The organism is Mycobacterium arosiense ATCC BAA-1401 = DSM 45069, from assembly GCF_002086125.1.
Lineage (GTDB): Bacteria > Actinomycetota > Actinomycetes > Mycobacteriales > Mycobacteriaceae > Mycobacterium > Mycobacterium arosiense.
Genome location: NZ_MVHG01000084.1, coordinates 1 through 22,781 on the forward strand (window position 1 = coordinate 1; position 22,781 = coordinate 22,781).

General features: G+C 68.2%; 22 protein-coding genes and 2 pseudogenes. 21 read left to right on the top strand and 3 right to left on the bottom strand.

Features of this window, described 5'->3' with window-relative positions; genetic code table 11:
• The 11 genes and pseudogenes from BST14_RS22720 to BST14_RS22770 all read left to right on the top strand — a co-directional run.
• Positions 1-219 (top strand): annotated as a pseudogene (locus BST14_RS22720) (DUF6779 domain-containing protein); the annotation flags it as partial.
• Between the two features lie 114 nt (positions 220-333).
• Positions 334-1,245, top strand: coding sequence for a Rossmann-like and DUF2520 domain-containing protein (locus tag BST14_RS22725; RefSeq protein WP_083066611.1), 912 nt, complete (start codon positions 334-336; stop codon positions 1,243-1,245).
• The gene (gene panC / locus BST14_RS22730; protein WP_083066612.1) at positions 1,242-2,174 is read left to right on the top strand and encodes a pantoate--beta-alanine ligase; all 933 of its coding nucleotides are present in this window, start codon (positions 1,242-1,244) and stop codon (positions 2,172-2,174) included. Before BST14_RS22725 ends, panC begins: the two co-directional genes overlap by 4 nt.
• Positions 2,174-2,593: an aspartate 1-decarboxylase gene (panD, locus tag BST14_RS22735; protein ID WP_083066613.1), complete on the top strand. Its 420-nt coding sequence runs from the start codon at positions 2,174-2,176 to the stop codon at positions 2,591-2,593. Before panC ends, panD begins: the two co-directional genes overlap by 1 nt.
• Before the next feature lie 2 nt (positions 2,594-2,595).
• Entirely contained in the window at positions 2,596-3,411 is an 816-nt protein-coding gene (locus BST14_RS22740; protein WP_083066614.1) for a type III pantothenate kinase, read from the top strand.
• Positions 3,412-3,454: 43 nt separating this feature from the next.
• Positions 3,455-4,951 carry a lysine--tRNA ligase gene (gene lysS / locus BST14_RS22745; protein ID WP_083066615.1) on the top strand — a complete coding sequence of 499 codons (1,497 nt, stop codon included), beginning with the start codon at positions 3,455-3,457 and terminating at the stop codon, positions 4,949-4,951.
• A gap of 127 nt (positions 4,952-5,078) precedes the next feature.
• A complete protein-coding gene (gene lsr2, locus BST14_RS22750) occupies positions 5,079-5,417 on the top strand; it encodes a histone-like nucleoid-structuring protein Lsr2 (RefSeq protein ID WP_066868403.1) in 339 nt (112 codons plus the stop codon).
• Positions 5,418-5,763: 346 nt separating this feature from the next.
• A complete protein-coding gene (gene clpC1 / locus BST14_RS22755) occupies positions 5,764-8,310 on the top strand; it encodes an ATP-dependent protease ATP-binding subunit ClpC (RefSeq protein WP_083066616.1) in 2,547 nt (848 codons plus the stop codon).
• A 244-nt stretch (positions 8,311-8,554) separates the two neighbouring features.
• Positions 8,555-8,770 (top strand): CbtB domain-containing protein, encoded by a 216-nt coding sequence (locus BST14_RS22760; RefSeq protein ID WP_066868405.1) that lies wholly within the window; start codon positions 8,555-8,557, stop codon positions 8,768-8,770.
• Positions 8,771-8,779: 9 nt separating this feature from the next.
• The gene (locus tag BST14_RS22765; RefSeq protein ID WP_083066617.1) at positions 8,780-9,565 is read left to right on the top strand and encodes a CbtA family protein; all 786 of its coding nucleotides are present in this window, start codon (positions 8,780-8,782) and stop codon (positions 9,563-9,565) included.
• Positions 9,562-10,110 carry a histidine phosphatase family protein gene (locus BST14_RS22770; protein ID WP_083066618.1) on the top strand — a complete coding sequence of 183 codons (549 nt, stop codon included), beginning with the start codon at positions 9,562-9,564 and terminating at the stop codon, positions 10,108-10,110. The genes BST14_RS22765 and BST14_RS22770 overlap by 4 nt, the downstream gene beginning before the upstream one ends.
• 778 nt (positions 10,111-10,888) lie before the next feature.
• Here BST14_RS22770 and BST14_RS22775 read toward each other — a convergent pair.
• The gene (locus BST14_RS22775; RefSeq protein WP_083066619.1) at positions 10,889-12,253 is read right to left on the bottom strand and encodes a serine hydrolase; all 1,365 of its coding nucleotides are present in this window, start codon (positions 12,251-12,253) and stop codon (positions 10,889-10,891) included.
• Complete coding sequence (gene mhuD / locus BST14_RS22780; protein WP_007772332.1) at positions 12,228-12,548, bottom strand: mycobilin-forming heme oxygenase MhuD; 321 nt, start codon at positions 12,546-12,548, stop codon at positions 12,228-12,230. Before mhuD ends, BST14_RS22775 begins: the two co-directional genes overlap by 26 nt.
• A 61-nt stretch (positions 12,549-12,609) precedes the next feature.
• On the opposite strand from mhuD, the gene BST14_RS22785 reads away from it, so the two are divergent.
• From BST14_RS22785 to BST14_RS22820, 8 genes are all read left to right on the top strand, one after another.
• On the top strand, positions 12,610-13,380 hold the full coding sequence (locus BST14_RS22785; RefSeq protein ID WP_083066620.1) for an alpha/beta fold hydrolase: 771 nt from the start codon (positions 12,610-12,612) through the stop codon (positions 13,378-13,380).
• A 103-nt stretch (positions 13,381-13,483) separates the two neighbouring features.
• On the top strand, positions 13,484-13,819 hold the full coding sequence (locus tag BST14_RS22790; protein ID WP_083066621.1) for a lsr2/espR transcriptional regulator: 336 nt from the start codon (positions 13,484-13,486) through the stop codon (positions 13,817-13,819).
• Between the two features lie 14 nt (positions 13,820-13,833).
• A complete protein-coding gene (locus BST14_RS22795; RefSeq protein ID WP_083066628.1) occupies positions 13,834-14,313 on the top strand; it encodes an NADH-quinone oxidoreductase subunit B family protein in 480 nt (159 codons plus the stop codon).
• Complete coding sequence (locus BST14_RS22800) at positions 14,310-16,286, top strand: proton-conducting transporter transmembrane domain-containing protein (protein WP_438502199.1); 1,977 nt, start codon at positions 14,310-14,312, stop codon at positions 16,284-16,286. The genes BST14_RS22795 and BST14_RS22800 overlap by 4 nt, the downstream gene beginning before the upstream one ends.
• 5 nt (positions 16,287-16,291) lie before the next feature.
• Positions 16,292-17,242, top strand: a complete 951-nt coding sequence (locus BST14_RS22805; protein ID WP_083066629.1) for a respiratory chain complex I subunit 1 family protein — start codon at positions 16,292-16,294, stop codon at positions 17,240-17,242.
• Positions 17,239-17,901 carry a hypothetical protein gene (locus BST14_RS22810; RefSeq protein ID WP_083066623.1) on the top strand — a complete coding sequence of 221 codons (663 nt, stop codon included), beginning with the start codon at positions 17,239-17,241 and terminating at the stop codon, positions 17,899-17,901. Before BST14_RS22805 ends, BST14_RS22810 begins: the two co-directional genes overlap by 4 nt.
• On the top strand, positions 17,901-19,379 hold the full coding sequence (locus BST14_RS22815) for a proton-conducting transporter transmembrane domain-containing protein (RefSeq protein ID WP_083066624.1): 1,479 nt from the start codon (positions 17,901-17,903) through the stop codon (positions 19,377-19,379). Before BST14_RS22810 ends, BST14_RS22815 begins: the two co-directional genes overlap by 1 nt.
• A complete protein-coding gene (locus tag BST14_RS22820) occupies positions 19,376-20,854 on the top strand; it encodes a hydrogenase large subunit (protein WP_083066625.1) in 1,479 nt (492 codons plus the stop codon). The genes BST14_RS22815 and BST14_RS22820 overlap by 4 nt, the downstream gene beginning before the upstream one ends.
• A gap of 9 nt (positions 20,855-20,863) precedes the next feature.
• On the opposite strand, the gene BST14_RS22825 is transcribed toward BST14_RS22820, so the two are convergent.
• A complete protein-coding gene (locus tag BST14_RS22825; protein WP_083066626.1) occupies positions 20,864-21,775 on the bottom strand; it encodes an HhH-GPD family protein in 912 nt (303 codons plus the stop codon).
• Here BST14_RS22825 and BST14_RS22830 point away from each other — a divergent pair.
• The gene (locus BST14_RS22830; RefSeq protein ID WP_083066627.1) at positions 21,774-22,391 is read left to right on the top strand and encodes a carbonic anhydrase; all 618 of its coding nucleotides are present in this window, start codon (positions 21,774-21,776) and stop codon (positions 22,389-22,391) included. The genes BST14_RS22825 and BST14_RS22830 overlap by 2 nt on opposite strands.
• A 114-nt stretch (positions 22,392-22,505) precedes the next feature.
• Positions 22,506-22,781: pseudogene (locus BST14_RS22835) on the top strand (hypothetical protein); the annotation flags it as partial.

Genomic DNA, 22,781 nt, shown 5'->3' on the forward strand with positions numbered 1-22,781 from the left:
GTGCACCCGGGCCCGTCCGCCGGCGCGCCGCCGCCACCGCGCCTGGCACCGCCCCCGGCACCCGAGCAGGCGCCCCGGCACGGCGGCGACCCGCGGCCAGACGGCCCCGACGGCGGACGGGAAGGCTCCTCGACGGGCGGCCAGTCGGTCGCCGATCTGCTGGCCCGCCTGCAGGTGCAGCCCTCCGAAGGCGGCCGGCGACGCCGCCGCGAGGGCTGAGCTGGGAGCTTCCTCACATTGGGTATCGCCTGGTAATCGACTACAGTCGTAGTGACCGAACGGTACCCACCAGGTGGGACCGGAACGAACAAGATATCTGTGAGGTCGTCTGCGATGGTGCAGTTCGACGGTCTGCGCCCGGCTCGGCTGAAGGTGGGAATCATCTCGGCCGGAAGGGTCGGCACCGCCCTCGGTGTCGCGCTGGAGCGCGCGGACCACGTCGTGGTGGCTTGTAGCGCCATCTCCCATGCGTCGCGGCAGCGCACCCAACGCCGGCTGCCCGACACGCCGGTGGCGACGCCGCCGGACGTGGCCGCCGGTGCCGAGCTGCTGCTGCTCGCCGTTCCCGACAGCGAACTCGCCGGGCTGGTGTCCGGGCTGGCGGCGACGTCGGCCGTGCGGCCCGGAACCATCGTGGTCCACACCTCCGGCGCCAACGGGATCGGCGTCCTCGAGCCGCTGGCCCGGGACGGCTGCATCCCGCTCGCGATTCACCCGGCGATGACGTTCACCGGCTCCGACGAAGACATCAGCCGGCTGGCGGATTCCTGCTTCGGCGTCACCGCCGCCGACGAGGTCGGGTACGCGATCGGGCAATCGCTGGTCCTGGAGATGGGTGGGGAACCTTTCTGCGTGGCCGAAGACGCCCGCGTTCTGTACCACGCCGCGTTGGCCCACGCCGGCAACCACCTGGTGACCGTGGTCGCCGACGCGCTCGATGCGCTGCGCGCCGCCCTGCGCGGCAGCGAACTGCTCGGCCAACAGTCCGTCGACGACCAGCCGGGCGGCATCGCCGAACGCATCATCGGCCCGCTGGCCCGGGCCGCCCTGGACAACACCCTGCAGCGCGGGCAGGCCGCGTTGACCGGCCCGGTCGCCCGTGGCGACGCGGCCGCGGTCGCCGGGCATCTGGCGGCGCTGACCCAGGTCTCCCCGGAGCTGGCGCAGGCCTACCGGGTGAACGCCCTGCGGACCGCCCGGCGCGCGCACGCACCCCAGGACGTCGTCGAAGTGCTGTCGTCATGAGCCCCGGCAGGCCGCCGGCCTTCGCGGCGGGTGAACTCAACCTCTACTCCGGCCCGCGCGACGTCACCGACGTCAGCCGGGCCCTGCGCCAGACCGGCCGCCGGGTGATGTTGGTGCCCACCATGGGCGCGCTGCACGACGGGCACCTGGCGTTGGTGCGTGCGGCCAAGCGGGTGCCCGGTGCGGTGGTCGTGGTGTCGATCTTCGTCAATCCGCTGCAGTTCGGCGCCGGCGAGGACCTCGACGCCTACCCGCGGACCCTGGACGACGACGTAGCCCTGCTGCGCTCCGAGGGCGTCGAAATCGTCTTCGCCCCCACGGCCGCCGCGATGTATCCCGACGGGCTGCGCACCACCGTGCAGCCCGGACCGCTGGCCGCCGAGCTCGAGGGCGGCGTTCGGCCCACCCATTTCGCGGGCGTGCTGACCGTGGTGTGCAAGCTGCTGCAGATCGTGCGCCCGGACCGGATCTTCTTCGGCGAGAAGGACTATCAGCAGCTGGTGCTGATCCGCCAGATGGTTGCCGACCTCAACATCGACACGCAAGTCGTCGGGGTGCCGACCGTCCGGGAGTCCGACGGTCTGGCGATGTCGTCGCGCAACCGCTACTTAGACCCCACCCAACGCGAACTGGCCGTGACGCTTTCGGCGGCGCTGACCGCCGGCGCGCATGCAGCGCACCATGGCGGCGCGGCCGCACTCGCCGCGGCGCGCGCGGTGCTCGACGCCGTGCCCGATCTGACCGTCGACTACCTCGAGTTGCGCGACGCCGGCCTGGGCCCGGTGCCCGCCCACGGCTCGGCCCGGCTGCTGGTCGCGGCGCGGCTGGGCGCCACCCGGCTGCTGGACAACATCGAAATGCAGATCGAAACACCCGCCGGCACCGCTGGGCCGGACGGACAATACGCCCAATCATCCTGGAGGAATTGATGCTACGGACGATGCTGAAGTCGAAGATCCACCGGGCCACCGTCACGCAGGCGGATTTGCACTATGTCGGCTCGGTGACCATCGACGCCGATCTGATGGACGCCGCGGACCTGCTCGAGGGCGAACAGGTGACCATCGTCGACATCGACAACGGCGCCCGGCTGGTCACCTACGCGATCACCGGCGAACGCGGCAGCGGGGTGATCGGAATCAACGGCGCGGCAGCACATCTCGTGCACCCGGGCGACTTGGTGATCCTGATCGCCTACGGCACCATGGAAGAGGCCGAGGCGCGGGCGTACCGGCCCCGGATCGTCTTCGTCGACGCCGACAACAAGCCGATCGACCTCGGCGACGATCCGGCGTTCGTGCCCTCGGACGCGGCCGAGCTGCTGGATCCCCGGATCGTTGCGCGGTAGCCGTGCTGCTGGCGATCGACGTCCGTAACACCCACACCGTCGTCGGGCTGATAACGGGGTCTAAAGAGCACGCAAAAGTCGTGCAGCAGTGGCGGATTCGCACCGAAGCCGAGATCACCGCCGACGAACTGGCGCTGACCATCGACGGCCTCATCGGCGACGACTCCGAACGGCTGACCGGCGCCGCGGCGCTGTCGACGGTCCCCTCGGTGCTACATGAGGTACGGCTAATGCTCGACCAGTACTGGCCGTCGGTGCCCCACGTGCTGATCGAGCCCGGGGTGCGCACCGGCATTCCGCTGCTCGTCGACAACCCCAAGGAAGTCGGAGCCGACCGGATCGTCAACTGCTTGGCGGCTTTTCACCGGTTCAACAGCCCCGCCATCGTCATCGACTTCGGGTCCTCGATCTGTGTGGACGTCGTGTCGGCCAAGGGCGAATTCCTCGGCGGCGCGATCGCGCCCGGATTGCAGGTGTCCTCCGATGCCGCCGCGGCCCGCTCGGCGGCGCTGCGCCGGGTGGAGTTGACCCGGCCCCGTTCCGTGGTCGGCAAGAACACCGTCGAGTGCATGCAGGCCGGTGCGGTGTTCGGTTTCGCCGGGCTGGTCGACGGCCTGGTCAGGCGCATCCGCGAGGACGTGGACGGCTTTGCCGGCGACGACGTTGCGATCGTCGCCACCGGTCACACCGCGCCGCTGCTGCTGCCCGAACTGCAGACGGTCAGCCACTACGACCAGCACCTGACCCTGCACGGCCTGCAACTGATCTTCGAACGCAACCGCGACGCCCAGCGCGGCCGGCTCAAGCCGGCCCGCTGACGTCACCGCGCCATCAAAGCCCGGTCCTTTAAGCTGGCACGTCGTGAGTGCCGACGACCTAGACATTCCCGAGCAGTACCGAATCCGCCGCGATAAGCGCGCTCGGCTGCTCGCCGGGGGGCATGACCCCTACCCCGTCGCCGTCGAACGCACCCACACGCTGGCGCAGGTCCGCGCCGCCCACCGCGACCTGCCCGTGGACACCGCGACCGACGACGTGGTCGGTGTCGCCGGCCGGGTGATCTTTTCCCGCAACTCCGGCAAACTCTGCTTCGCCACGCTGCAGGAGGGCGACGGCACCAGCCTGCAGGTGATGATCAGCCTCGACAAGGTCGGCCAGCAATCCCTCGACGCGTGGAAGGCCGACGTCGACCTCGGCGACATCGTCTACGTGCACGGCAACGTGATCAGCTCACGGCGCGGCGAATTATCCGTGCTGGCCGACTCGTGGCAGATGGCGTCCAAGTCGTTGCGTCCGCTGCCGGTCGCGCACAAGGAGATGAGCGAGGAGGCGCGGGTACGGCAGCGCTACGTCGACCTGATCGTGCGGCCCCAGGCGCGCTCGGTGGCCCGGCAGCGGATCGCGGTCGTCCGGGCGATCCGCAACGCGTTGGAACGGCGCGGGTTTCTCGAAGTCGAAACCCCAATGTTGCAGACGCTGGCCGGTGGCGCGGCGGCGCGGCCCTTCATCACGCATTCCAATGCGCTCGACATCGATCTCTACTTGAGGATCGCGCCGGAACTGTTCCTCAAGCGATGCGTCGTCGGCGGTTTCGACAGGGTTTTCGAACTTAATCGCGTGTTCAGAAACGAAGGTGCGGATTCAACCCATTCTCCGGAATTCTCCATGCTGGAGACCTACCAGGCGTACGGCACCTATGACGATTCGGCAGTAGTGACGCGCGAGCTTATTCAAGAGGTGGCCGATGAGGCGATCGGAACCCGACAACTCTTGCTGCCCGACGGCAGTGTGTACGACATAGACGGAGAATGGGCTTCCATAGAAATGTACCCGTCACTGTCCGCGGCGCTCGGTGAAGAGATCACGCCCGACACGTCGGTCGAACAACTGCTCGGCATCGCCGATCGCCTCGGCGTGGAGATCCCCCGCGATCGGGGCTACGGGCACGGGAAAATCGTCGAGGAGCTCTGGGAGCACACGGTCGGCAATGAGCTCTTCGCGCCGGTGTTCGTGCGGAATTTCCCGGTCGAGACAACGCCTTTGACGCGCCAGCACCGCAGCATCGCGGGCGTCACCGAGAAGTGGGACCTCTATGTGCGTGGGGTCGAGCTGGCCACCGGGTACTCCGAACTGAACGATCCCGTCGTGCAGCGCGAGAGGTTCGCCGCGCAAGCGCGTGCCGCCGCCGCGGGCGACGACGAAGCTATGGTGCTCGATGAGGATTTCCTCGTAGCACTCGAGTATGCGATGCCGCCATGCACGGGAACGGGAATGGGTATCGACAGGTTGTTGATGACTTTGACCGGCCTGTCAATTCGAGAGACAGTTTTGTTCCCGATTGTTCGGCCGCAGTCGTAGTTCAAAGTTTCAACTGTGCGGCTTAGGTACAGATTGAGTATGCTTCGCTGTTATGGCAGATTGGTGACCGGGGAGGTCGATCCAATCTGCTCAGTATCCGCTCAGGACGAAATGCGAGGGTAAGCCAATGGCAAAAAAAGTGACCGTCACCTTGGTCGATGATTTCGACGGTGCCGGCGCGGCCGACGAAACGGTGGAATTTGGGCTTGACGGGGTGACCTACGAGATTGATCTTTCGTCCAAGAATGCCGCAAAACTTCGCGGCGATCTCAAGCAATGGGTGGAGGCCGGCCGCCGGGTCGGCGGCCGGCGGCGCGGGCGTTCCGGCTCGGGACGCGGGCGCGGCGCGATCGACCGTGAGCAGAGCGCAGCGATCCGCGACTGGGCCCGCCGGAACGGGCACAACGTGTCGACGCGTGGCCGCATCCCGGCCGACGTGATCGACGCATTCCACGCGGCGACGTAGCGGCCGTACAAACCGGCGCCCGGGCCCCGAGCCCGGGCGCCGGTTTGTCGTTTCGCTGGGCGCGAAACAATAGTCGGGCGGCCTGGGAAACGAATTGGAAGTCCACGACGTTTCTTCAGTTACGGCGCGCGACGCCGCAGGCAGTCGCAGGTGAGATGGTCCTGGAAAGACGACCCGAAGACCGGGCGGGTCCGCAGTGAAGATGGCGCCGCCAAGGTTAGGCCCGCCGGCAAGCCGACCATTACAGTGGAAGCAGGTACGCGATTCCGGCCACAGGACACCGGCAGGATTGCTCGAAGGGCCGCTAACTAGTTTGTACCGATGTTGAGGGAGAGCAGGTAACCCGATGTTTGAAAGATTCACCGACCGAGCACGGCGGGTCGTCGTCCTGGCTCAAGAAGAGGCCCGGATGCTCAACCACAACTACATCGGCACCGAGCACATCCTGTTGGGTTTGATTCATGAGGGTGAAGGCGTCGCGGCGAAGTCGCTGGAGTCGCTGGGCATCTCGCTCGAGGGCGTGCGCAGCCAGGTCGAGGAAATCATCGGCCAGGGGCAGCAGGCGCCGTCCGGGCACATTCCGTTCACGCCCCGCGCCAAGAAGGTGCTGGAGCTGAGCCTGCGCGAGGCGCTGCAGCTCGGCCACAACTACATCGGCACCGAGCACATCCTGTTGGGCCTGATCCGCGAGGGTGAGGGCGTGGCCGCGCAGGTGCTGGTCAAGCTCGGCGCCGAGCTGACCCGGGTGCGCCAGCAAGTGATCCAGTTGCTGAGCGGCTACCAGGGCAAGGAGGCCGCCGAGGCCGGCACCGGTGGGCGCGGCGGCGAGTCCGGCAGCCCGTCGACGTCGCTGGTTCTCGACCAGTTCGGCCGCAACCTGACGGCCGCCGCGATGGAAGGCAAGCTGGACCCGGTCATCGGCCGCGAGAAGGAAATCGAGCGGGTGATGCAGGTGCTGAGCCGGCGGACCAAGAACAACCCGGTGCTGATCGGCGAGCCCGGCGTCGGCAAGACCGCCGTCGTCGAGGGCCTGGCGCAGGCCATCGTGCACGGCCAGGTTCCCGAGACGCTGAAGGACAAGCAGCTCTACACCCTGGACCTGGGTTCGCTGGTGGCGGGCAGCCGCTACCGCGGTGATTTCGAGGAGCGCCTGAAGAAGGTGCTCAAGGAAATCAACACCCGCGGCGACATCATCCTGTTCATCGACGAGCTGCACACCCTGGTGGGTGCCGGCGCCGCCGAGGGCGCGATCGATGCGGCGAGCATCCTCAAGCCGAAGCTGGCCCGCGGCGAGCTGCAGACCATCGGCGCCACCACGCTCGACGAGTACCGCAAGTACATCGAGAAGGACGCCGCGCTGGAGCGCCGCTTCCAGCCGGTGCAGGTGGGTGAGCCGACGGTGGAGCACACCATCGAGATCCTCAAGGGTCTGCGCGACCGTTACGAGGCGCACCACCGGGTGTCGATCACCGACGGCGCGATGGTGGCCGCGGCCACCCTGGCCGACCGCTACATCAACGACCGGTTCCTGCCCGACAAGGCGATCGACCTGATCGACGAGGCCGGGGCGAGGATGCGGATTCGCCGGATGACCGCGCCGCCAGACCTGCGCGAGTTCGACGAGAAGATCGCCGAGGCGCGCCGGGAGAAGGAATCGGCGATCGACGCCCAGGACTTCGAGAAGGCGGCCAGCCTGCGCGACCGCGAGAAGCAACTGGTCGCCCAGCGCGCCGAGCGCGAAAAGCAATGGCGCTCGGGCGATCTCGACGTGGTCGCTGAGGTGGACGACAACGAGATCGCCGAGGTGCTGGGTAACTGGACCGGTATCCCGGTGTTCAAGCTCACCGAGGCCGAAACGACCCGGCTGCTGCGCATGGAGGACGAGCTGCACAAGCGGATCATCGGCCAGGAGGACGCCGTCAAGGCCGTCTCCAAGGCGATCCGCCGCACCAGGGCCGGGCTGAAAGACCCCAAGCGCCCGTCGGGTTCGTTCATCTTCGCCGGCCCGTCCGGTGTCGGTAAGACCGAGCTGTCCAAGGCACTGGCCAACTTCCTATTCGGCGACGACGACGCGCTCATCCAGATCGACATGGGCGAGTTCCACGACCGGTTCACCGCGTCGCGGCTGTTCGGCGCGCCCCCGGGATACGTCGGTTACGAAGAGGGCGGTCAGCTCACCGAGAAGGTGCGGCGCAAGCCGTTCTCGGTGGTGTTGTTCGACGAGATCGAGAAGGCCCATCAGGAGATCTACAACAGCCTGTTGCAGGTCCTCGAGGACGGCCGGCTCACTGACGGCCAGGGCCGCACGGTGGACTTCAAGAACACCGTGCTGATCTTCACCTCGAACCTCGGCACGTCCGACATCTCCAAGCCGGTGGGCCTGGGCTTCACCCAGGGCGGCGGTGACAACAACTACGAGCGGATGAAGCAGAAGGTCAACGACGAGCTCAAGAAGCACTTCCGCCCGGAGTTCCTCAACCGCATCGATGACATCATCGTCTTCCACCAGCTGACCCGCGACGAGATCATCCGGATGGTCGACCTGATGATCGAGCGCGTCGGCAAGCAGCTCAAGGCCAAGGACATGTCGATGGAGCTGACCGACAAGGCCAAGGCGTTGTTGGCCAAGCGCGGCTTCGACCCGGTGCTGGGTGCCCGTCCGCTGCGGCGCACCATTCAGCGCGAGATCGAGGATCAGCTGTCGGAGAAGATCCTCTTCGAAGAGGTCGGTCCGGGTCAGATCGTCACGGTCGACGTCGACAACTGGGACGGCGAAAGCGCCGGCGAGGACGCGACGTTCACCTTCACCGGGACCCGCAAGCCGCCGGCCGAGCCGGACCTGGCCAAGGCGGGGGCGCACAGCGCCGGCGACCAGGGGCCGGACGCGCAGTAGCGAACCAACGGAAAACGGGCGGCGCGGCGATCGCGAGCGCGGCGAAGCCGGGCGAAGCGGGTCGCCGCCATCGACCTTGTCTCAGTCGGACTACCGCCCGTTTTCGCTGCACCCTACACTGACCGTTGTCATCGACGTGTCACGGAATCTGGTGAGAATCCAGAACGGTCGCGCCACTGTGCAAAGTCAGACCCGAGACTCGTCACACCCAGCGGGGACGCGTTATCCCCAGAAGGAGCCGATTGTGTCCCATCCGCAGCTAACCGGCAGCCGCACCCGATCGATCGATCTTTCGGCGGCAAGCACCGCGCTTTGGCTGGCGGCGACCGTCTTCCTCGCGTTGCTGGCGCTGTACTTTGTCGGCGTCGATCAGGGGGCGGTGTCGTTGTTCGGCAGCGACTCGCACGTGCACGAATTCGTGCACGACGCGCGGCACCTCCTCGGCTTCCCCTGCCACTGACCCGGTCCCGTGGAGAAACGCCTAATCGCGGGCGGTCTTCTGGCGGGTGCCGTCGGCGCGGTGCTGGCGTTCGTTTTCGCCCGCCTGTGCGTCGAGCCCGTGATCGGCCGCGCGATCGCCTTTGAGGACGGCCGCACCGACGCCGAGAACGCGCACGGCGTGCACGAGCACGGGGCCGAGCTGTTCACCCGCGGCGTGCAGTCGGGCCCGGGACTGGGATTCGGTGTGCTGATCTTCGGCCTCGCCATGGGCGCGCTGTTCGCCGTGCTGTTCAGCGTCGTCTACGCGCGAACGGAAGTCGGCCGGCCGCAAGCGCTTTCGCTGGCCTTGGCGGCCGGCGCGTTCGGGGCCGTGTACCTGGTGCCGTTCGTGAAGTATCCGCCGAACCCGCCGGCGGTCGGGCAGGCCGACACGATCGGGGCGCGCACCGGCTGGTACCTGGTGATGGTGCTGGTGTCGGTGGTGCTGGCAATCGGCGCGGTAGTGCTGGCGCGGCGCCTCGCCGCCCGGTTCGGTGCGTGGAACGCGAGATCGCTTGCGGTCGCGGCCTATCTGGTGGCGATCGTCGTGGTGGCGGTGTTGCTGCCAGGGGTGGACGAGACACCCGAACCGCTGCGCGACGCCGCGGGGACCATCATCTACCCGGGATTTCCCGCCGACGTCCTGTACGAGTTCAGGTTGCTGTCGCTGGCCACGCAGCTGGTGTTGTGGGCGGGGATCGGTCTGATGTTCGCCGTCATCAGCGGACGGCTGCTCGCGGTGCGGACACAGCACGCGTCGAGCATCGCGGCGTGACCGGCGTCGTCCGGCTTACCATGCTCTCGCATGGCATGACGGATGCCATGGCGGACGGCCGCTTTCCCTCAGACGAACCGCTGAATGCGATCGGCCGCCGCCAGGTCGAACAGGCGGCCGGCGTCGCCGGTGCCGCGCAGCGCCAGCTGTCCGGACCCGAACGGCGCGCCCGGCAGACCGCGAAACTGCTTGGCCTGCATGCCCAGACCGAGCCCCAGTTGGCCGACCTTGACTGCGGACGGTGGCGCGGCGAAGCGCTCGCGGCCCTGCCGCCCGCGGAACTCGAGGCGTGGCTGAGCCGGCCGGGCGCCGCGCCGCACGGCGGTGAATCGATCGCCGACCTGATCTCGCGTGTGTCGCACTGGCTGGAGTCGTTGACCGCCAACCCATTACGCACGGTGGCGGTGACGCATCCGGCGGTGATCCGGGCGGCGATCGTGGCGGCGCTGGACGCCGCCCCGGCCTCGTTTTGGCGGGTCGACGTGCAGCCGGTCGGCCGGGTCGTGATGCATTTCCGGGGTGGTCGCTGGACCTTGCGCCTGTGAACCAGGATGTGGCAACGCGTGCCGGCCTGAATTCCGCGTCCGGAGGTTCGTGTAGCCAGGCCGTGGAGACCGCGGACCAGGCGGCGACGCTGGTGTAGGGCCCGCTGGGCTGTGCGCGTGTCCGGACCCGTCGGTCGCCTTCAACGGCGTGCTCGAAATCTTGGGATGAGCCAGTAGCAATCCCGCGGGTGACAGTGGACCGCATCCCAGGACTGCGCGATCGCCGGCCAGTCCGGATACTTGCAGCCCCCGCGTCTTGTGGCGGTGTTCGAGTCGATCAGGTCCGCCCAATCGCGAGCGGATTCGATCCGTGCGACGCGGACGCGCGTGACGTCGAAATGCAGCTCCCATCGAGGACTTTCGCGTCTCAGGTTTTCGCCGCAGACCGTCCATGAGTCCTCGCCATCAGCGAGCGGCGTAGAGGTCCAGAATGCGTTATCTGGCAACGGACTCAACGGATTTCGATTGCGGACGCTTGGTCTGCCTAACTCGCTGATCGTCCCATGATGAATCTGCGGCGAGGCAAACGTGAGTAGCCCTTTCAAAGCCGCAAGCCCTTCGGCGTCGTACTGGCGAAGCCGCGGTTCGTTCACATCGAAGTGCGCTACCTCGAGGCACTCATAGGATTACAGATAGCGGCTGACCGCTCAGCTGGCTTTTTGGATGAGGGCTACCGGCCCACCGGACCCGTAACCGGAAAGGATGCCCTTGATGAACAGGCGTCCCGGAAAGGTGTCCAGGAGCGATTCGCGGCTGCTCATGCGCGTTCGCGTACTGGCTAGCGAGGGGCGATCAGCGCGAAGGCCTGCTTGGCGATCTTCAGCATCCAGCCGGTCACCGTCGGCCCATGATCGCGCGGCCAGTTGAGCTGGAAGCTGACCACCCAGGGTTGCTGCGTCTTGTCCACGGCGTACCAGCTGAACGTCAGATCGCCCGGCAGGCCACCGGCTTTCGCGCCGATGTAGCGCCAGACATTGTGGTCGAGCTGGATGCCCGCGACCGCGGACAGGATCTCGCGCACCGGTGCCGCCTTGCCGGCGGCGTCGGCCTGCAGCGCCGCATGAACCCGGCAGATGTCTTCGGCGTTGCCGTACCACTCCGCGCCATGGGAGGACGCCGGCGAGTGCGCCCGCATCGGATCCGGGTCGTACGGTGTCGAATTCGCTTGCTCGAGCAACTGCCCACGGACTTGCGGCGACCCGTGCTCCCATCGGCTGCGCAGGTCGGGCCTACCCCAGCCGATGGAGAACAACTCGTACATGGTGGGGAACGGGGTCATGCTGGCCGGGTCGTGATGCCCGGCCGTGGCGAGCGCTTGTTCGATCGCGTGCGTGCCCATCCGCCCGATCAGCAAGTCGGTGGCCATGTTGTCACTGGTGGCGATCATTTTCTCGGCGGCCGTGCGCACCGAAACATGCGCTCCGGCAGGCAATGCCAATCCCGACGAGCCCACGGCGCGGCTTTTTTCGGTGACGGTCAGCTGGTCATCCCAGGACACCGTGCCGTCCTTGATCGCGCCCGCCAGCGCGTGCAACACGTAGAGCTTGAAAATGGATGCCAGCGGCAAAGATTGGTGCGTGTTGGTGCCGGCCACCGGGTCGCAGTGCCCGTCGTTGACCTTGGCGACCTGATAGGAGTAGCGCGCGCCGGTCTTGCCCAGCACCGCGTCGATGTCGTGCCAGGAGTTGATGGTGGGCGCCTGGGTGTCGAGGTCGAAATGATCCACGTAACCGCCGTCGTCGGTGTGGATCCGGATGTCTTGTCGGGCGCCGTAGGACGAGGTCAGGTGCAGGGTCGCCACGCTCGCGCCCAGGTCGACGCCGTTGAGGGTGAACGGACGGTCCCACCACAGCGCCTCCATGGTGGCCTCCACCGACTCGACCTTGTCGGGTGCGGCGAGGGTGCCGACCCCGACCGGGCCGATGGGCCAGTCCGAGTTGAGCATGTCGAGCGTCTGCTGGGCCCGGATGCCGGGCGGGGTCCGGATGTCGATCTGCCGTCCCGGATTCGCCGCGTTCGCCTGCGGGGAGGGATTGGGGGCGCAGCCGGGCGCCAGCGTCACTACCAGTGCGGCGGCCGCGCTCAGCGTCAATGCGCGGCGCCGGGCCGATATGCCGCTAGCCAGCCTGCTTGTTGCCGGCAACGTCCATCACAACCTCGAATTCCAGCAGCGAGGCCCCGGTGGCCACCGGCTTCGCCCGCTCCCCCGAGTGCGCTTCGATGGCGGGCCCCTGTGCCCACGCCTGGAATGCCTCTTCGGACTCCCACTGCGTCACCACGAAGTAGCGGTTCTCGCCCTTGATGGGGCGGAGCAGCTGGAAGCCGAGGAAGCCGGGCTGGTTGTCGACGGCGTGCGCCCGGTGGGCGAACCGCTTCTCCAGCTCCGGGCCGGCGTCGGCGGGTACTTCGATTGCGTTGATCTTCACCACTGGCGACATGCCGCAAGGCTACCCCCCATCCCGGCGCCGGGGCCGTGGGCGGTGCACGCAAGATGGTGCTATGCCCGGCGATCTGTTGACGTGCCACGGGGGAGACGGTGACCCGCTGGTGCTGGCGCACGGCCTGATGGGGCGGGGAACCACCTGGGCGCGCCAGCTGCCGTGGCTGACCCGGCTGGGCACCGTCTACACCTACGACGCGTTGTGGCACCGGGGCCGCGACGTCGCCGATCCGCACCCGATCAGCACCGAACGGTTCGTGGCCGATCTGGCCGACGCGGTGAGCGCGCTGGCCGGTCCGGTGCGGATGGTCGGGCATTCGATGGGCGCCCTGCATTCGTGGTGCTTGGCCGCCGAGCACCCGGAACTGGTGTCCGCCTTGGTGCTCGAGGACATGGCGCCGGACTTCCGCGGCCGCACCACCGGGCCCTGGGAACCGTGGCTGCATGCCCTTCCGGTCGAATTCGATTCCGCCGAACGGGTTTTCGCGGAGTTCGGCCCGGTCGCCGGCCGGTATTTCCTGGAGGCCTTCGACCGCACCGAAACCGGTTGGCGGCTGCACGGGCACACCGCGCGGTGGATCGAGATCGCCGCGGAATGGGGCACCCGCGACTACTGGGCACAGTGGCGCGCGGTGCGAGCCCCCGCGCTGCTCATCGAGGCCGGCAACTCCGTCACCCCGCCGGGCCAGATGCGACAGATGGCCGAAAGTGTGGCCGCGGCAACGTATTTGTATGTCGCGCGAGCGGGTCACCTGATCCACGACGAAGCGCCCGGGGAGTACCGCCAAGCGGTGGAGTCTTTCCTGGCCACGCCGCGTCCGCGACGCTGATCACAGCCGTACGGCGCCGCCCGAGATGAAGACGGCAACAACATATGATAACTTCTTCAACTGTTCGAATAGCGAAGTTCTGTAGTTGTCGGGGATTGGTGTCGTGTCGGAGCCGTTGTACAAGCTCAAGGCCGAGTTCTTCAAGACGTTGGCGCATCCGGCGCGGATCAGGATTCTCGAGCTGCTGGTGGCGGGGGACAAATCGGTCGGCGAGTTGCTGCCCGAGGTTGGCCTCGAAGCGTCGAATCTGTCGCAGCAGCTGGGCGTGCTGCGCCGGGCCGGCGTGGTCGACGCGCTCAGGGACGGAAACACCATGATCTACTCGATCGCCTCGCCGGACATCGCCGAGCTGCTGTTGGTGGCGCGCAAGGTTCTCACCGGGGTGCTCAGCGATCGCGTCGCGATGCTAGAGGACCTGCGCGCCGGTGGCGCGGAGTAGGGCGGGGTAGGTCGGTGGGCTGGATCGGCAAGGCCCTGCGGGTGGGCCGCATCACCGAACCCGCCGCGCCCGCGCCGGAGACGTCGATGAAACCGATTGCCCAAGTGCGTGGTTCGGTTCAGGTCCGGCATGTCGACGCGGGTTCGTGCAACGGGTGCGAAGTGGAGATATCCGGTGCGTTCGGACCGGTGTACGACGTCGAGCGGTTCGGGGCGCGTCTGGTGGCCTCGCCGCGCCACGCGGATGCGTTGCTGGTGACCGGCGTCGTGACACGCAACATGGCCGGGCCACTTCGGACCACGGTCGCCGCCACCCCGCACCCCCGCCGGGTGATTGCCTGTGGCGACTGCGCCCTGAACCGGGGTGTCTTCAAAGACGCCTACGGCGTCGTCGGCGCGGTGGCCGACGTGGTGCCCGTCGACGTCGAGATCCCCGGATGTCCACCAACCCCGGACCAGATCGTCGCCGCGCTGAGGTCGGTGACCGGCAGGTGACCGTAGAACTGGCGACCAGCGAGGCGATCGGGCCGGAGCTGGTGCGGCGCAGCGACTTCGGGCCCGCCCTGGCGGGTGCTCTGACATCGCTGCTCGGTGCCGGCGGCGTATGGGCGGGCCTGCTGGGAATGTTCGGCACGGTTCGTGCGGTTCACGTCGGCTGGTTGCTTCCGCTGTCCGGTGTGCAGCTGGATCTGGATCCGCTGGGCGGGTTCTTCATGTCGATCGCGGGGGCGGTCGCGGTCGTGGTCGGTGTCTACGTGATCGGGTACGCCCGGCACGGGCACCTGAGCCGGGCCACGCTAACCGCATTGCCGGTGTTCGTCGCGGCGATGCTGCTGGTGCCCGCCGCGGGGGCGGCGACCACGTTTTTGCTCGCCTGGGAATTGATGGCGGTCGCGTCATTGGTGCTGGTGCTGGCCGAGCACACCCGCGCCCAGGTGCGCTCCGCTGCGCTGGTGTACGCCGTGATGACCCAGTTGGGTTTCGTGTCGATCCTGGTCGGGTTGGTGGTGCTGGCAGCCGCCGGCGGCGCGGACCGGTTCTCCGACTTGCACCGGGTCTCGTCGGGCACCTGCACCGCCGTATTTGTTCTGACAGTGGCCGGGTTCGGGTCCAAGGCCGGTCTGGTGCCGTTGCACGCGTGGTTGCCTCGGGCACACCCGGAAGCGCCCAGCCCGGTGTCGGCGCTGATGAGCGCGGCGATGGTCAACCTCGGGGTGTACGGCATCTGCCGGATCGATCTGCAGCTGCTCGGGCCGGGGCCACGCTGGTGGGGACTCACCTTAATGGCCATCGGCGCCATCTCCGCGCTTTACGGCGTGGTGCAGGCCTCGGTGGCCACGGATCTCAAACGGCTACTGGCGTATTCGACAACCGAGAATCTCGGGTTGATCACGCTCGCGCTGGGCGCCGCGACCCTGTTCGCGGCGTCGGGCGCCGCCGGGCCGGCGGTGATCGCCTCGGCCGCCGCCATGCTGCACCTGATGGCGCACGCCGCGTTCAAGAGTCTCGGCTTTCTGGCGGCGGGGTCGGTGCTGGCCGCGACGGGGCTGCGTGACCTCGATCGGCTGGGCGGGTTGGCCCGCCGGATGCCGGCGACCACCATCCTGTTCGGCGTGGCCGCGCTCGGGGCGTGTGGATTACCGCTCGGGGCGGGGTTTCTCAGCGAGTGGTTGCTGGTGCAGTCGCTGATCCACACGGCGTCCGGCCATGCCACCCTCCTGGCGTTGACCACGCCGCTGGCCGTGGGTGCCGTCGCGCTCACCACGGGTCTGGGTGTGGCGGCGATGGTCAAGGCGTTCGGGATCGGGTTCTTGGCCCGGCCGCGTAGCGACCGGGCCGCCCGGGCGCGTGAGGCGTCGCCCAGCATGGTGGCCGGTATGGTCGTCGCGGCCGCCGCCTGTGTGGTTCTCGCGCTGGTGCCCTCGGTTGCCGCGCCCGCGCTGCGCCGGGCGCTCGCCGCGCTACCCGCGGCGCGGGCGGCGCAGTTCACCGATTTCGGCACCGTGATACGGCTGCCCGGTCTGCAGGGGTCGGTGGCGCCCGGGATCATCGCCGCCGCCTTGGTCGTGGCCGCGTTGATCGCGGCGGCGCTCGCGCAATGGCGTAGGCGGATTCGGCCCGAGCCCGCCGACTTGCCGCTGTGGGCTTGTGGCGCGGACGATCTGTCCGCCCGCATGCAATACACCGCAACCTCTTTCGCCGAACCGTTGCAGCGAGTCTTCGACGACGTGTTGCGGCCCGACACCGATATCGAGATCACGCACGCCGCCGAGTCCAGATATTTCGCCGAGAAGATCGTCTATCGCACCCGCATCGCCGATGCGATAGAAGAACACTTCTATTCACCGGTGCTGCAGATGGTTGCGACGGCCGCGGCTATGGTGCGGCGCGCCCACACCGGCAGCATCCACCTGTACCTGGCATACGGCGCGCTCGGCGTCCTGACGGTGCTGGTGGTCGCTCGATGAGCGCGCTGTCCTATGCCGCGGGTTCGGTGCAGCTCGGTGCCGTGGTCGGCGGTTCACCGCTCGTAGTGGGCCTGACCCGGCAGGTGCGGTCCCGCTGGGAGGGACGCATCGGTGCGGGGGTCCTGCAGCCGTGGCGCGACATCGTCAAACAGCTTGGCAAGCAACAGATCAAACCGCTCGGAACGACGGTGGTGTTCGCGGCGGCGCCCGTAGTGGTCGCCGCGTCGACGCTGCTGGTCGCGGCGATCGCGCCGCTGGTCGCGATCGGATCGCCACTGGACACCAGCGCCGACATGGTTGCCGTCGTCGGCCTGCTGTTCTTGGGCACCGTGGCGTTGACGCTGGCCGGAATCGACACCGGCACGTCGTTCGGCGGCATGGGGGCCAGTCGCGAGATCACCATCGCCGCGTTGGTCGAGCCCACCATCTTGCTCGCCGTCTTCGCGCTCTCCGTGCCGGCCGGGTCGGCCAATCTCGGTGCGCTGGTTGCACATACCGTCGCCCATCCCGGTCAGGCGGTGTCGCTGGCGGCGGTGCTGGCCTTCGTCGCCCTGGTGATCGTGATCGTCGCCGAGACCGGGCGCCTTCCGGTGGATAACCCGGCGACCCACCTCGAGCTGACGATGGTGCACGAGGCGATGGTCCTGGAATACGCCGGCCCCCGCCTCGCTCTGGTCGAGTGGGCGGCCGGCATGCGTCTGACCGTGTTGCTGGCGCTGTTGGCCAACCTGTTCGCGCCGTGGGGCATAGCGGGCAGCGAGCCCGGCGCGATCGACATTGTCGCGGGGTTGGCGGCGGTGGCCGCGAAAGTCGCCGTCCTGGCGGGAGTCCTGGCCACCGTCGAGCTGTTCATGGCCAAGCTTCGGCTCTTCCGGGTGCCCGAATTGCTGGCCGGCTCATTCGTGTTGGCGTTGCTCGCGGTGATCGCCGCCAATTTCTTCGGGGTGCCGGCATGACGGGCAATACGTTTGCCGTACTGGTCGACTTCGCGGCCGGGGGGATGATCTTGGCCGCCGTGTTGGTCGTGTGGCGCCGCGATCTGGGCGCCATCGTGCACCTGCTGGCGTGGCAGGGCGTCGCTCTGTCGGCAATCCCCATTCTGCGCGGCGTGTACGCCCGCGATGCCGCGCTGATCGCCGTGGGCCTAGCGGTCTTCGCGTTGCGGGTGGTGATACTGCCGCGGCTGCTGGCCAAGGCAGCCCGCACCACGCCGGATCGTCACCGCGAGGCCACGCCGTTGGTCAACACCGCGACATCGCTGCTGATCACCGCCGCCCTGACGCTGGTGGCGTTCGCGGCCACGCACTCCCTGGTGCACCTGCGGCCGGGGGCGACAACCGCCGCGGTCCCGGCCGCTTCGGCGGCGGTTCTGGTCGCGCTGTTCGTCATGGTCACGCGGCGGCATGCGGTGTCGCAGGCCGCCGGGTTCCTCATGCTGGACAATGGAATTGCCGCCACCGCGTTCTTGCTCACCGCGGGCGTTCCGCTCATCGTGGAACTCGGTGCCTCGCTGGACGTCCTTTTCGCCGTTCTCGTGATCGGCGTGTTGACCGGGCGCATCACCGGTGCGTTCGGCGGCGCCGACCTCGACGCTTTGCAGGAGTTGCACGACTGATGACCGGTTTGCTCCTCGCCGCGATGCTGTCTCCGATCGCCGCGTCGATCGCGACCTGGATCGGCGGGTGGCGCCGGGCAACCGCGACTGCGACTGTGTTCTCGGCGGCGACCGTCCTGGCGTGTGGGGTGGCGCTGGCCTGTGCCGCCGGATCCGGGCCGCGGCTCGCCCTGGGCGGCCTGCTGCGGGTGGACGCGCTGAGCGTCACCATGCTGATCGTCATCGGAACCGTTGCGACACTGGCCACTTGGGCCAGCATCGGTTATGTCGACGCCGAACTCGCCCACGGCCACACCGACGCGCGCGGTGCGCGAACCTACGGCGTGTTGACGGCGGCGTTTCTGGCGGCGATGGTTGTTGCGGTGTGCGCCAACAACATCGGAGTCGTCTGGGTCGCAATCGAAGCCACCACGGTGATCACCGCCTTTCTCGTCGGGCATCGTCGCACCCGTACGGCGCTCGAAGCGACCTGGAAATACGTGGTCATTTGCTCGGTCGGGATCGCGATCGCTTTTTTTGGGACCGTGCTGCTGTATTACGCCGCCGAGCATGCCGGCGCGCCCGCCGTGGCGGCGCTGAACCTCGACGCGTTGACCGCGTACGCGGCGAAGCTCGATCCTGGCACCGCGCGACTGGCCGGCGGGCTGCTACTGATCGGATATGGCGCCAAGGCCGGGCTTTTCCCGTTCCACACTTGGCTGGCCGACGCCCACAGCCAGGCTCCCGCGCCCGTTTCGGCGCTGATGAGCGGGGTGCTGCTATCGGTAGCCGTCTCCGTACTGGTACGCATCAAACCGATCGTCGACACGGCGACCGGGCCCACCTTCTTGCGGTCCGGCCTGCTGGTGATCGGACTGGCGACGCTGGTCATCGCCGCCCTGATGCTGACCGTGACACCCGACATCAAACGCATGCTGGCCTATTCCTCGATGGAGAACATGGGCCTGATCGCGATCGCCGCGGCAGCCGGCACCACGCTGGCGATCGCCGCACTGCTGCTGCACGTGCTCGCGCACGGGATCGGGAAGACGGTGCTGTTTTTGGCCAGCGGTCAACTGCAGGCGGCGCACAATTCCACCGCCATCGCCGACATCACTGCGGTGCTGCGGCGCTCCCGCCTGATAGGGGCGTCCATCGCCGTCGGGGTGATCGTGTTGCTCGGGTTGCCGCCGTTCGCGATGTTCGCTAGCGAGCTGGCCATCGCCCGATCGCTCGCCGATGCGCGGCTGAGCTGGATTCTGGGCGCGGGCATGCTCGCGATCGCGATCGGCTTCGCCGCACTGGTGCGTAACTCGGGCCGTATTCTGCTCGGCAGCGTTACCGGCGCATCGCAGATTGCGCCGAAAATCGTTGTGCCGGAAACGATCGCCGCGGCGTTACTTGTTGGTGTCGCGGCGTCGATAGCCCTCGGGGTAACCGCCGGTCCGCTCACCGAGCTGTTTACCGCCGCCGCCAGGATCGTCGGTGCATCGCCGTGAGCCACGATTTCGCACGACACAGGGTGTCGCAGGACGAGCTGGCCGATGTGTCGGAGCAGCTGTTGGACAACGGATTTCGGCTGGGTTTGGTGGCCGCACACGACGACGACGGCGTGCTGCGCATCGTCTACCTGTTCCTCGCCGGTGCGCCGGACCGCCGCATTGAACTGGAATGCGTTGTGCCGACTCGTGACCCGGTGGTGCGCTCGCTGGCGTACCTGTCGTTCCCGGCCGGCCGATTCGAGCGTGAGATGGCGGATTTGTACGGGATTCGCCCCGTCGGGCATCCCAAGTTGCGGCGGCTGGTGCGGCATGCGCACTGGCCCGAGCATTGGTATCCCATGCGGTGCTCCGCCGCACCACCTCCGGAATTCGAGGGTGACGGGCATTTTCCGTTCGTCACCGTCGAGGGGCCGGGCGTCTATGAAATCCCGGTGGGCCCGGTGCACGCGGGACTGATCGAGCCCGGCCACTTCCGCTTCTCGGTCGCCGGTGAAACCATCGTGCGCCTCAAGGCCCGGCTTTGGTTCGTGCACCGGGGCCTGGAAAAGCTGTTCGAGGGCCGCCCGACCGGCGGTGCGGTCGAGCTGGCCGAACGGGTCAGCGGCGATACCTCCGCCGCCCACGCGCTCGCCCACAGCCTTGCCATCGAAGACGCGCTCGGCGTGGAAGTGCCCGACGGGGCGCACCGGCTGCGGGCTCTGCTCGTCGAGCTGGAACGTCTTTACAACCACGTCACCGACCTGGGCGCGCTCGCGAACGACGTCGGGTTCGGGCTGGCCAATGTGCACGCTCAACGCGTTCGCGAACAACTGCTGCGGCTCAACGCGTCGGTCACCGGACATCGGCTGCTGCGCGACGCGGTCCGCCCCGGAGCGGTCGCGGTGAAAGCGCTGCCCGATCCCGGCCTGTTGCGAGCCATTGCGGCCGACGTCGCCGAGGTGGCCGAACTGACCCTGCGTAACTCCGTGGTCTACGACAGGTTTTCCGGTACCGCCGTGCTGTCCCGCGAGGACGCTCAGGCGCTCGGCTGTCTCGGCTACGTTGCGCGGGCCAGCGGGGTGCACACCGACGCCCGGCTCGAGCATCCCATCACGACGCTGCCCGTCGTGGCGGCCGGATCCGACGTGGGTGACGTACTGGCGCGCTACACGGTGCGGCAGCAGGAATTCGCCGCGTCCACCGACATTGTGTGTCACTTGGTCGAATCACACAGCGGCTCAAACGAATACGAAGTGGCAATGCCCACGCCGCGCCAGGCCTGCAGCGGGGTCGGCATTGTCGAGGGCTGGCGCGGCACCATCGTTCACCGGGTGGAAACCGACACCGCCGGCCGCATCACTCGCGCGAAAATCGTCGACCCGTCGTGGTTCAATTGGCCCGCGTTGCCGGTCGCGATGGCCGATACCATCGTCCCCGACTTCCCGTTGGCCAACAAAAGCTTCAACCAGTCCTACGCCGGCAATGACCTTTGAGGGCCGCCGCTACTCCTCGCCGGCCAGCGCGAACCGGCCGTCGCGCGTCTGCGTCACCAGGCCGTCGGCGAGCAGCGAATACAGCGCCCGGTCGCGCTGCGCGGTGTCGGTAAGCCACGCCACATCGAGCTCGGCCCTGGTGACCGGGAAATCCTTGGCGCGCAACACATCCAGCAAGCGGCCGCGAACCTGACGGTCGGTGCCGGCGTAGGTCTGGGCGCGCCGCGGCGGGCCCTGGGCGGCGGGAAAGCCGGCGTGCCGCCATGCGCACCGGTCCAGCGGACACAGCCCGCAGCGCGGCGCGCGCGCCGTGCACACCGTCGCGCCCAGTTCCATCAGCGCCACGGAGAACTTGGGTGCGGTCCCGTCGTCGGGCAGCAGCGCCGACACGTCGGCGTGATCGCGCGTCGCGGACGGCGGACCCGCGTCCGCCAGGCCGTGCACCACGCGCGCCACCACCCGGCGAACGTTGGTGTCCACCACCGGAACCCGCCGGCCGTAGGCGAAGCAGGCGATGGCCCGCGCGGTGTAGCTGCCGACACCGGGCAGCGTCAGTAGGGTGTCGACGTCCTCGGGAACCTCGTCGCCGTGGTCGCGCGCGATCACGATCGCGCACTCGTGTAGCCGCTTGGCCCGTCGCGGGTAACCCAGCTTGCCCCACGCGCGCAGCACGTCGGCCGCGCTGGCCGCGGCGGTGGCCGACGCGGTGGGCCAGCGCCGCACCCAGTCCGTCCAGATCGGCAACACGCGGGACACCGGCGTCTGCTGCAGCATGAACTCGCTGACCAGAATCTGCCAGGCGTTCACCCCGGGTTCACGCCAGGGCAGATCGCGGCGCGAACTTTCGTACCAGTGAACAAGATTGGTGACTGATATGAATCCTGGGCCCGCAACCGGCATTTGCGGCATGATGTCAGCCATGCCTAACAGCAGCCCGGTAACCGCTTGGAAGTCACTCCAAGAGGGTAACGAGCGATTCGTCGCCGGTAAGCCGCTGCATCCCAGCCAGAGCGTCGAGCACCGGGCCAGCCTGGCGACCGGGCAGAAGCCCACCGCCGTGGTGTTCGGCTGCGCGGACAGCCGGGTGGCGGCGGAGCTCATCTTCGACCAGGGCCTGGGCGACATGTTCGTGGTGCGCACCGCCGGGCAGGCCATCGATTCGGCTGTCCTCGGCTCCATCGAGTTCGCCGTGGCGGTGCTCGACGTGCCGCTCATCGTGGTGCTGGGTCACGATAGCTGCGGCGCCGTCAAGGCGGCCCTGGCCGCGATCGACGAGGGCACGATACCCGGGGGTTTCCTGCGCGACGTGGTGGAACGCGTGACGCCGTCGATCCTGATGGGCCGCCGCGAGGGCCTGCGCCGCGTCGACGAGTTCGAGGAACGTCATGTGCGCGAAACCGTGGCGCAGCTCGTGTCGCGATCGACCACGATCGCCGAGCGGGTGGCCGCGGGCACGGTCGGGGTGGCCGGGGTCACCTACCACCTCGCCGACGGCCGGGCGGCGTTGTGCGACCACGTCGGCGACATAGGCGAATAGGGCACCGGCCCGGCCGAAGCCCGGGCGCCACTAACACGGCGGTCGGCCAGCAAACCCGGCGACACGCCGAGGCGGGTCAGCCGAATCGGTGTGACCTGGGCTTACGCTGCGAACGTGCTCGATCTGGAACCGCGTGGCCCGCTACCCACCGAGATCTATTGGCGGCGCAGAGGCCTGGCCATTGGTATCGCGGTCGTCGTGATCGGGATCGTGGCCGCTGTCGTCATCGCCTTCATGGGAAACAGCGCGGGAGCCAAGCCCGCCAACGCGGACAAAGCCAGCGCCGCCGCGAACAAGCCGGGATCGCCCGCGCCGCAGGCGCCTCCACCGCCCGGACCCGGCGGGCCCGCCCCGGCGGTGCCGCCGGCGCAGGGACAGAACCCCGAGACC

What these genes read in the sequence shown, in the direction of transcription:
- BST14_RS22785 (WP_083066620.1), top strand. Translation starts at nt 12,610, where the DNA reads ATGCCCGGCGATCTGTTGACGTGCCACGGGGGAGACGGTGACCCGCTG.
- BST14_RS22830 (WP_083066627.1), top strand. Translation starts at nt 21,774, where the DNA reads ATGCCTAACAGCAGCCCGGTAACCGCTTGGAAGTCACTCCAAGAGGGT.
- BST14_RS22825 (WP_083066626.1), bottom strand. Translation starts at nt 21,775, where the DNA reads ATGGCTGACATCATGCCGCAAATGCCGGTTGCGGGCCCAGGATTCATA.
- panD (WP_083066613.1), top strand. Translation starts at nt 2,174, where the DNA reads ATGCTACGGACGATGCTGAAGTCGAAGATCCACCGGGCCACCGTCACG.
- lsr2 (WP_066868403.1), top strand. Translation starts at nt 5,079, where the DNA reads ATGGCAAAAAAAGTGACCGTCACCTTGGTCGATGATTTCGACGGTGCC.
- panC (WP_083066612.1), top strand. Translation starts at nt 1,242, where the DNA reads ATGAGCCCCGGCAGGCCGCCGGCCTTCGCGGCGGGTGAACTCAACCTC.
- BST14_RS22810 (WP_083066623.1), top strand. Translation starts at nt 17,239, where the DNA reads ATGACGGGCAATACGTTTGCCGTACTGGTCGACTTCGCGGCCGGGGGG.
- BST14_RS22725 (WP_083066611.1), top strand. Translation starts at nt 334, where the DNA reads ATGGTGCAGTTCGACGGTCTGCGCCCGGCTCGGCTGAAGGTGGGAATC.
- clpC1 (WP_083066616.1), top strand. Translation starts at nt 5,764, where the DNA reads ATGTTTGAAAGATTCACCGACCGAGCACGGCGGGTCGTCGTCCTGGCT.
- BST14_RS22815 (WP_083066624.1), top strand. Translation starts at nt 17,901, where the DNA reads ATGACCGGTTTGCTCCTCGCCGCGATGCTGTCTCCGATCGCCGCGTCG.
- mhuD (WP_007772332.1), bottom strand. Translation starts at nt 12,548, where the DNA reads ATGTCGCCAGTGGTGAAGATCAACGCAATCGAAGTACCCGCCGACGCC.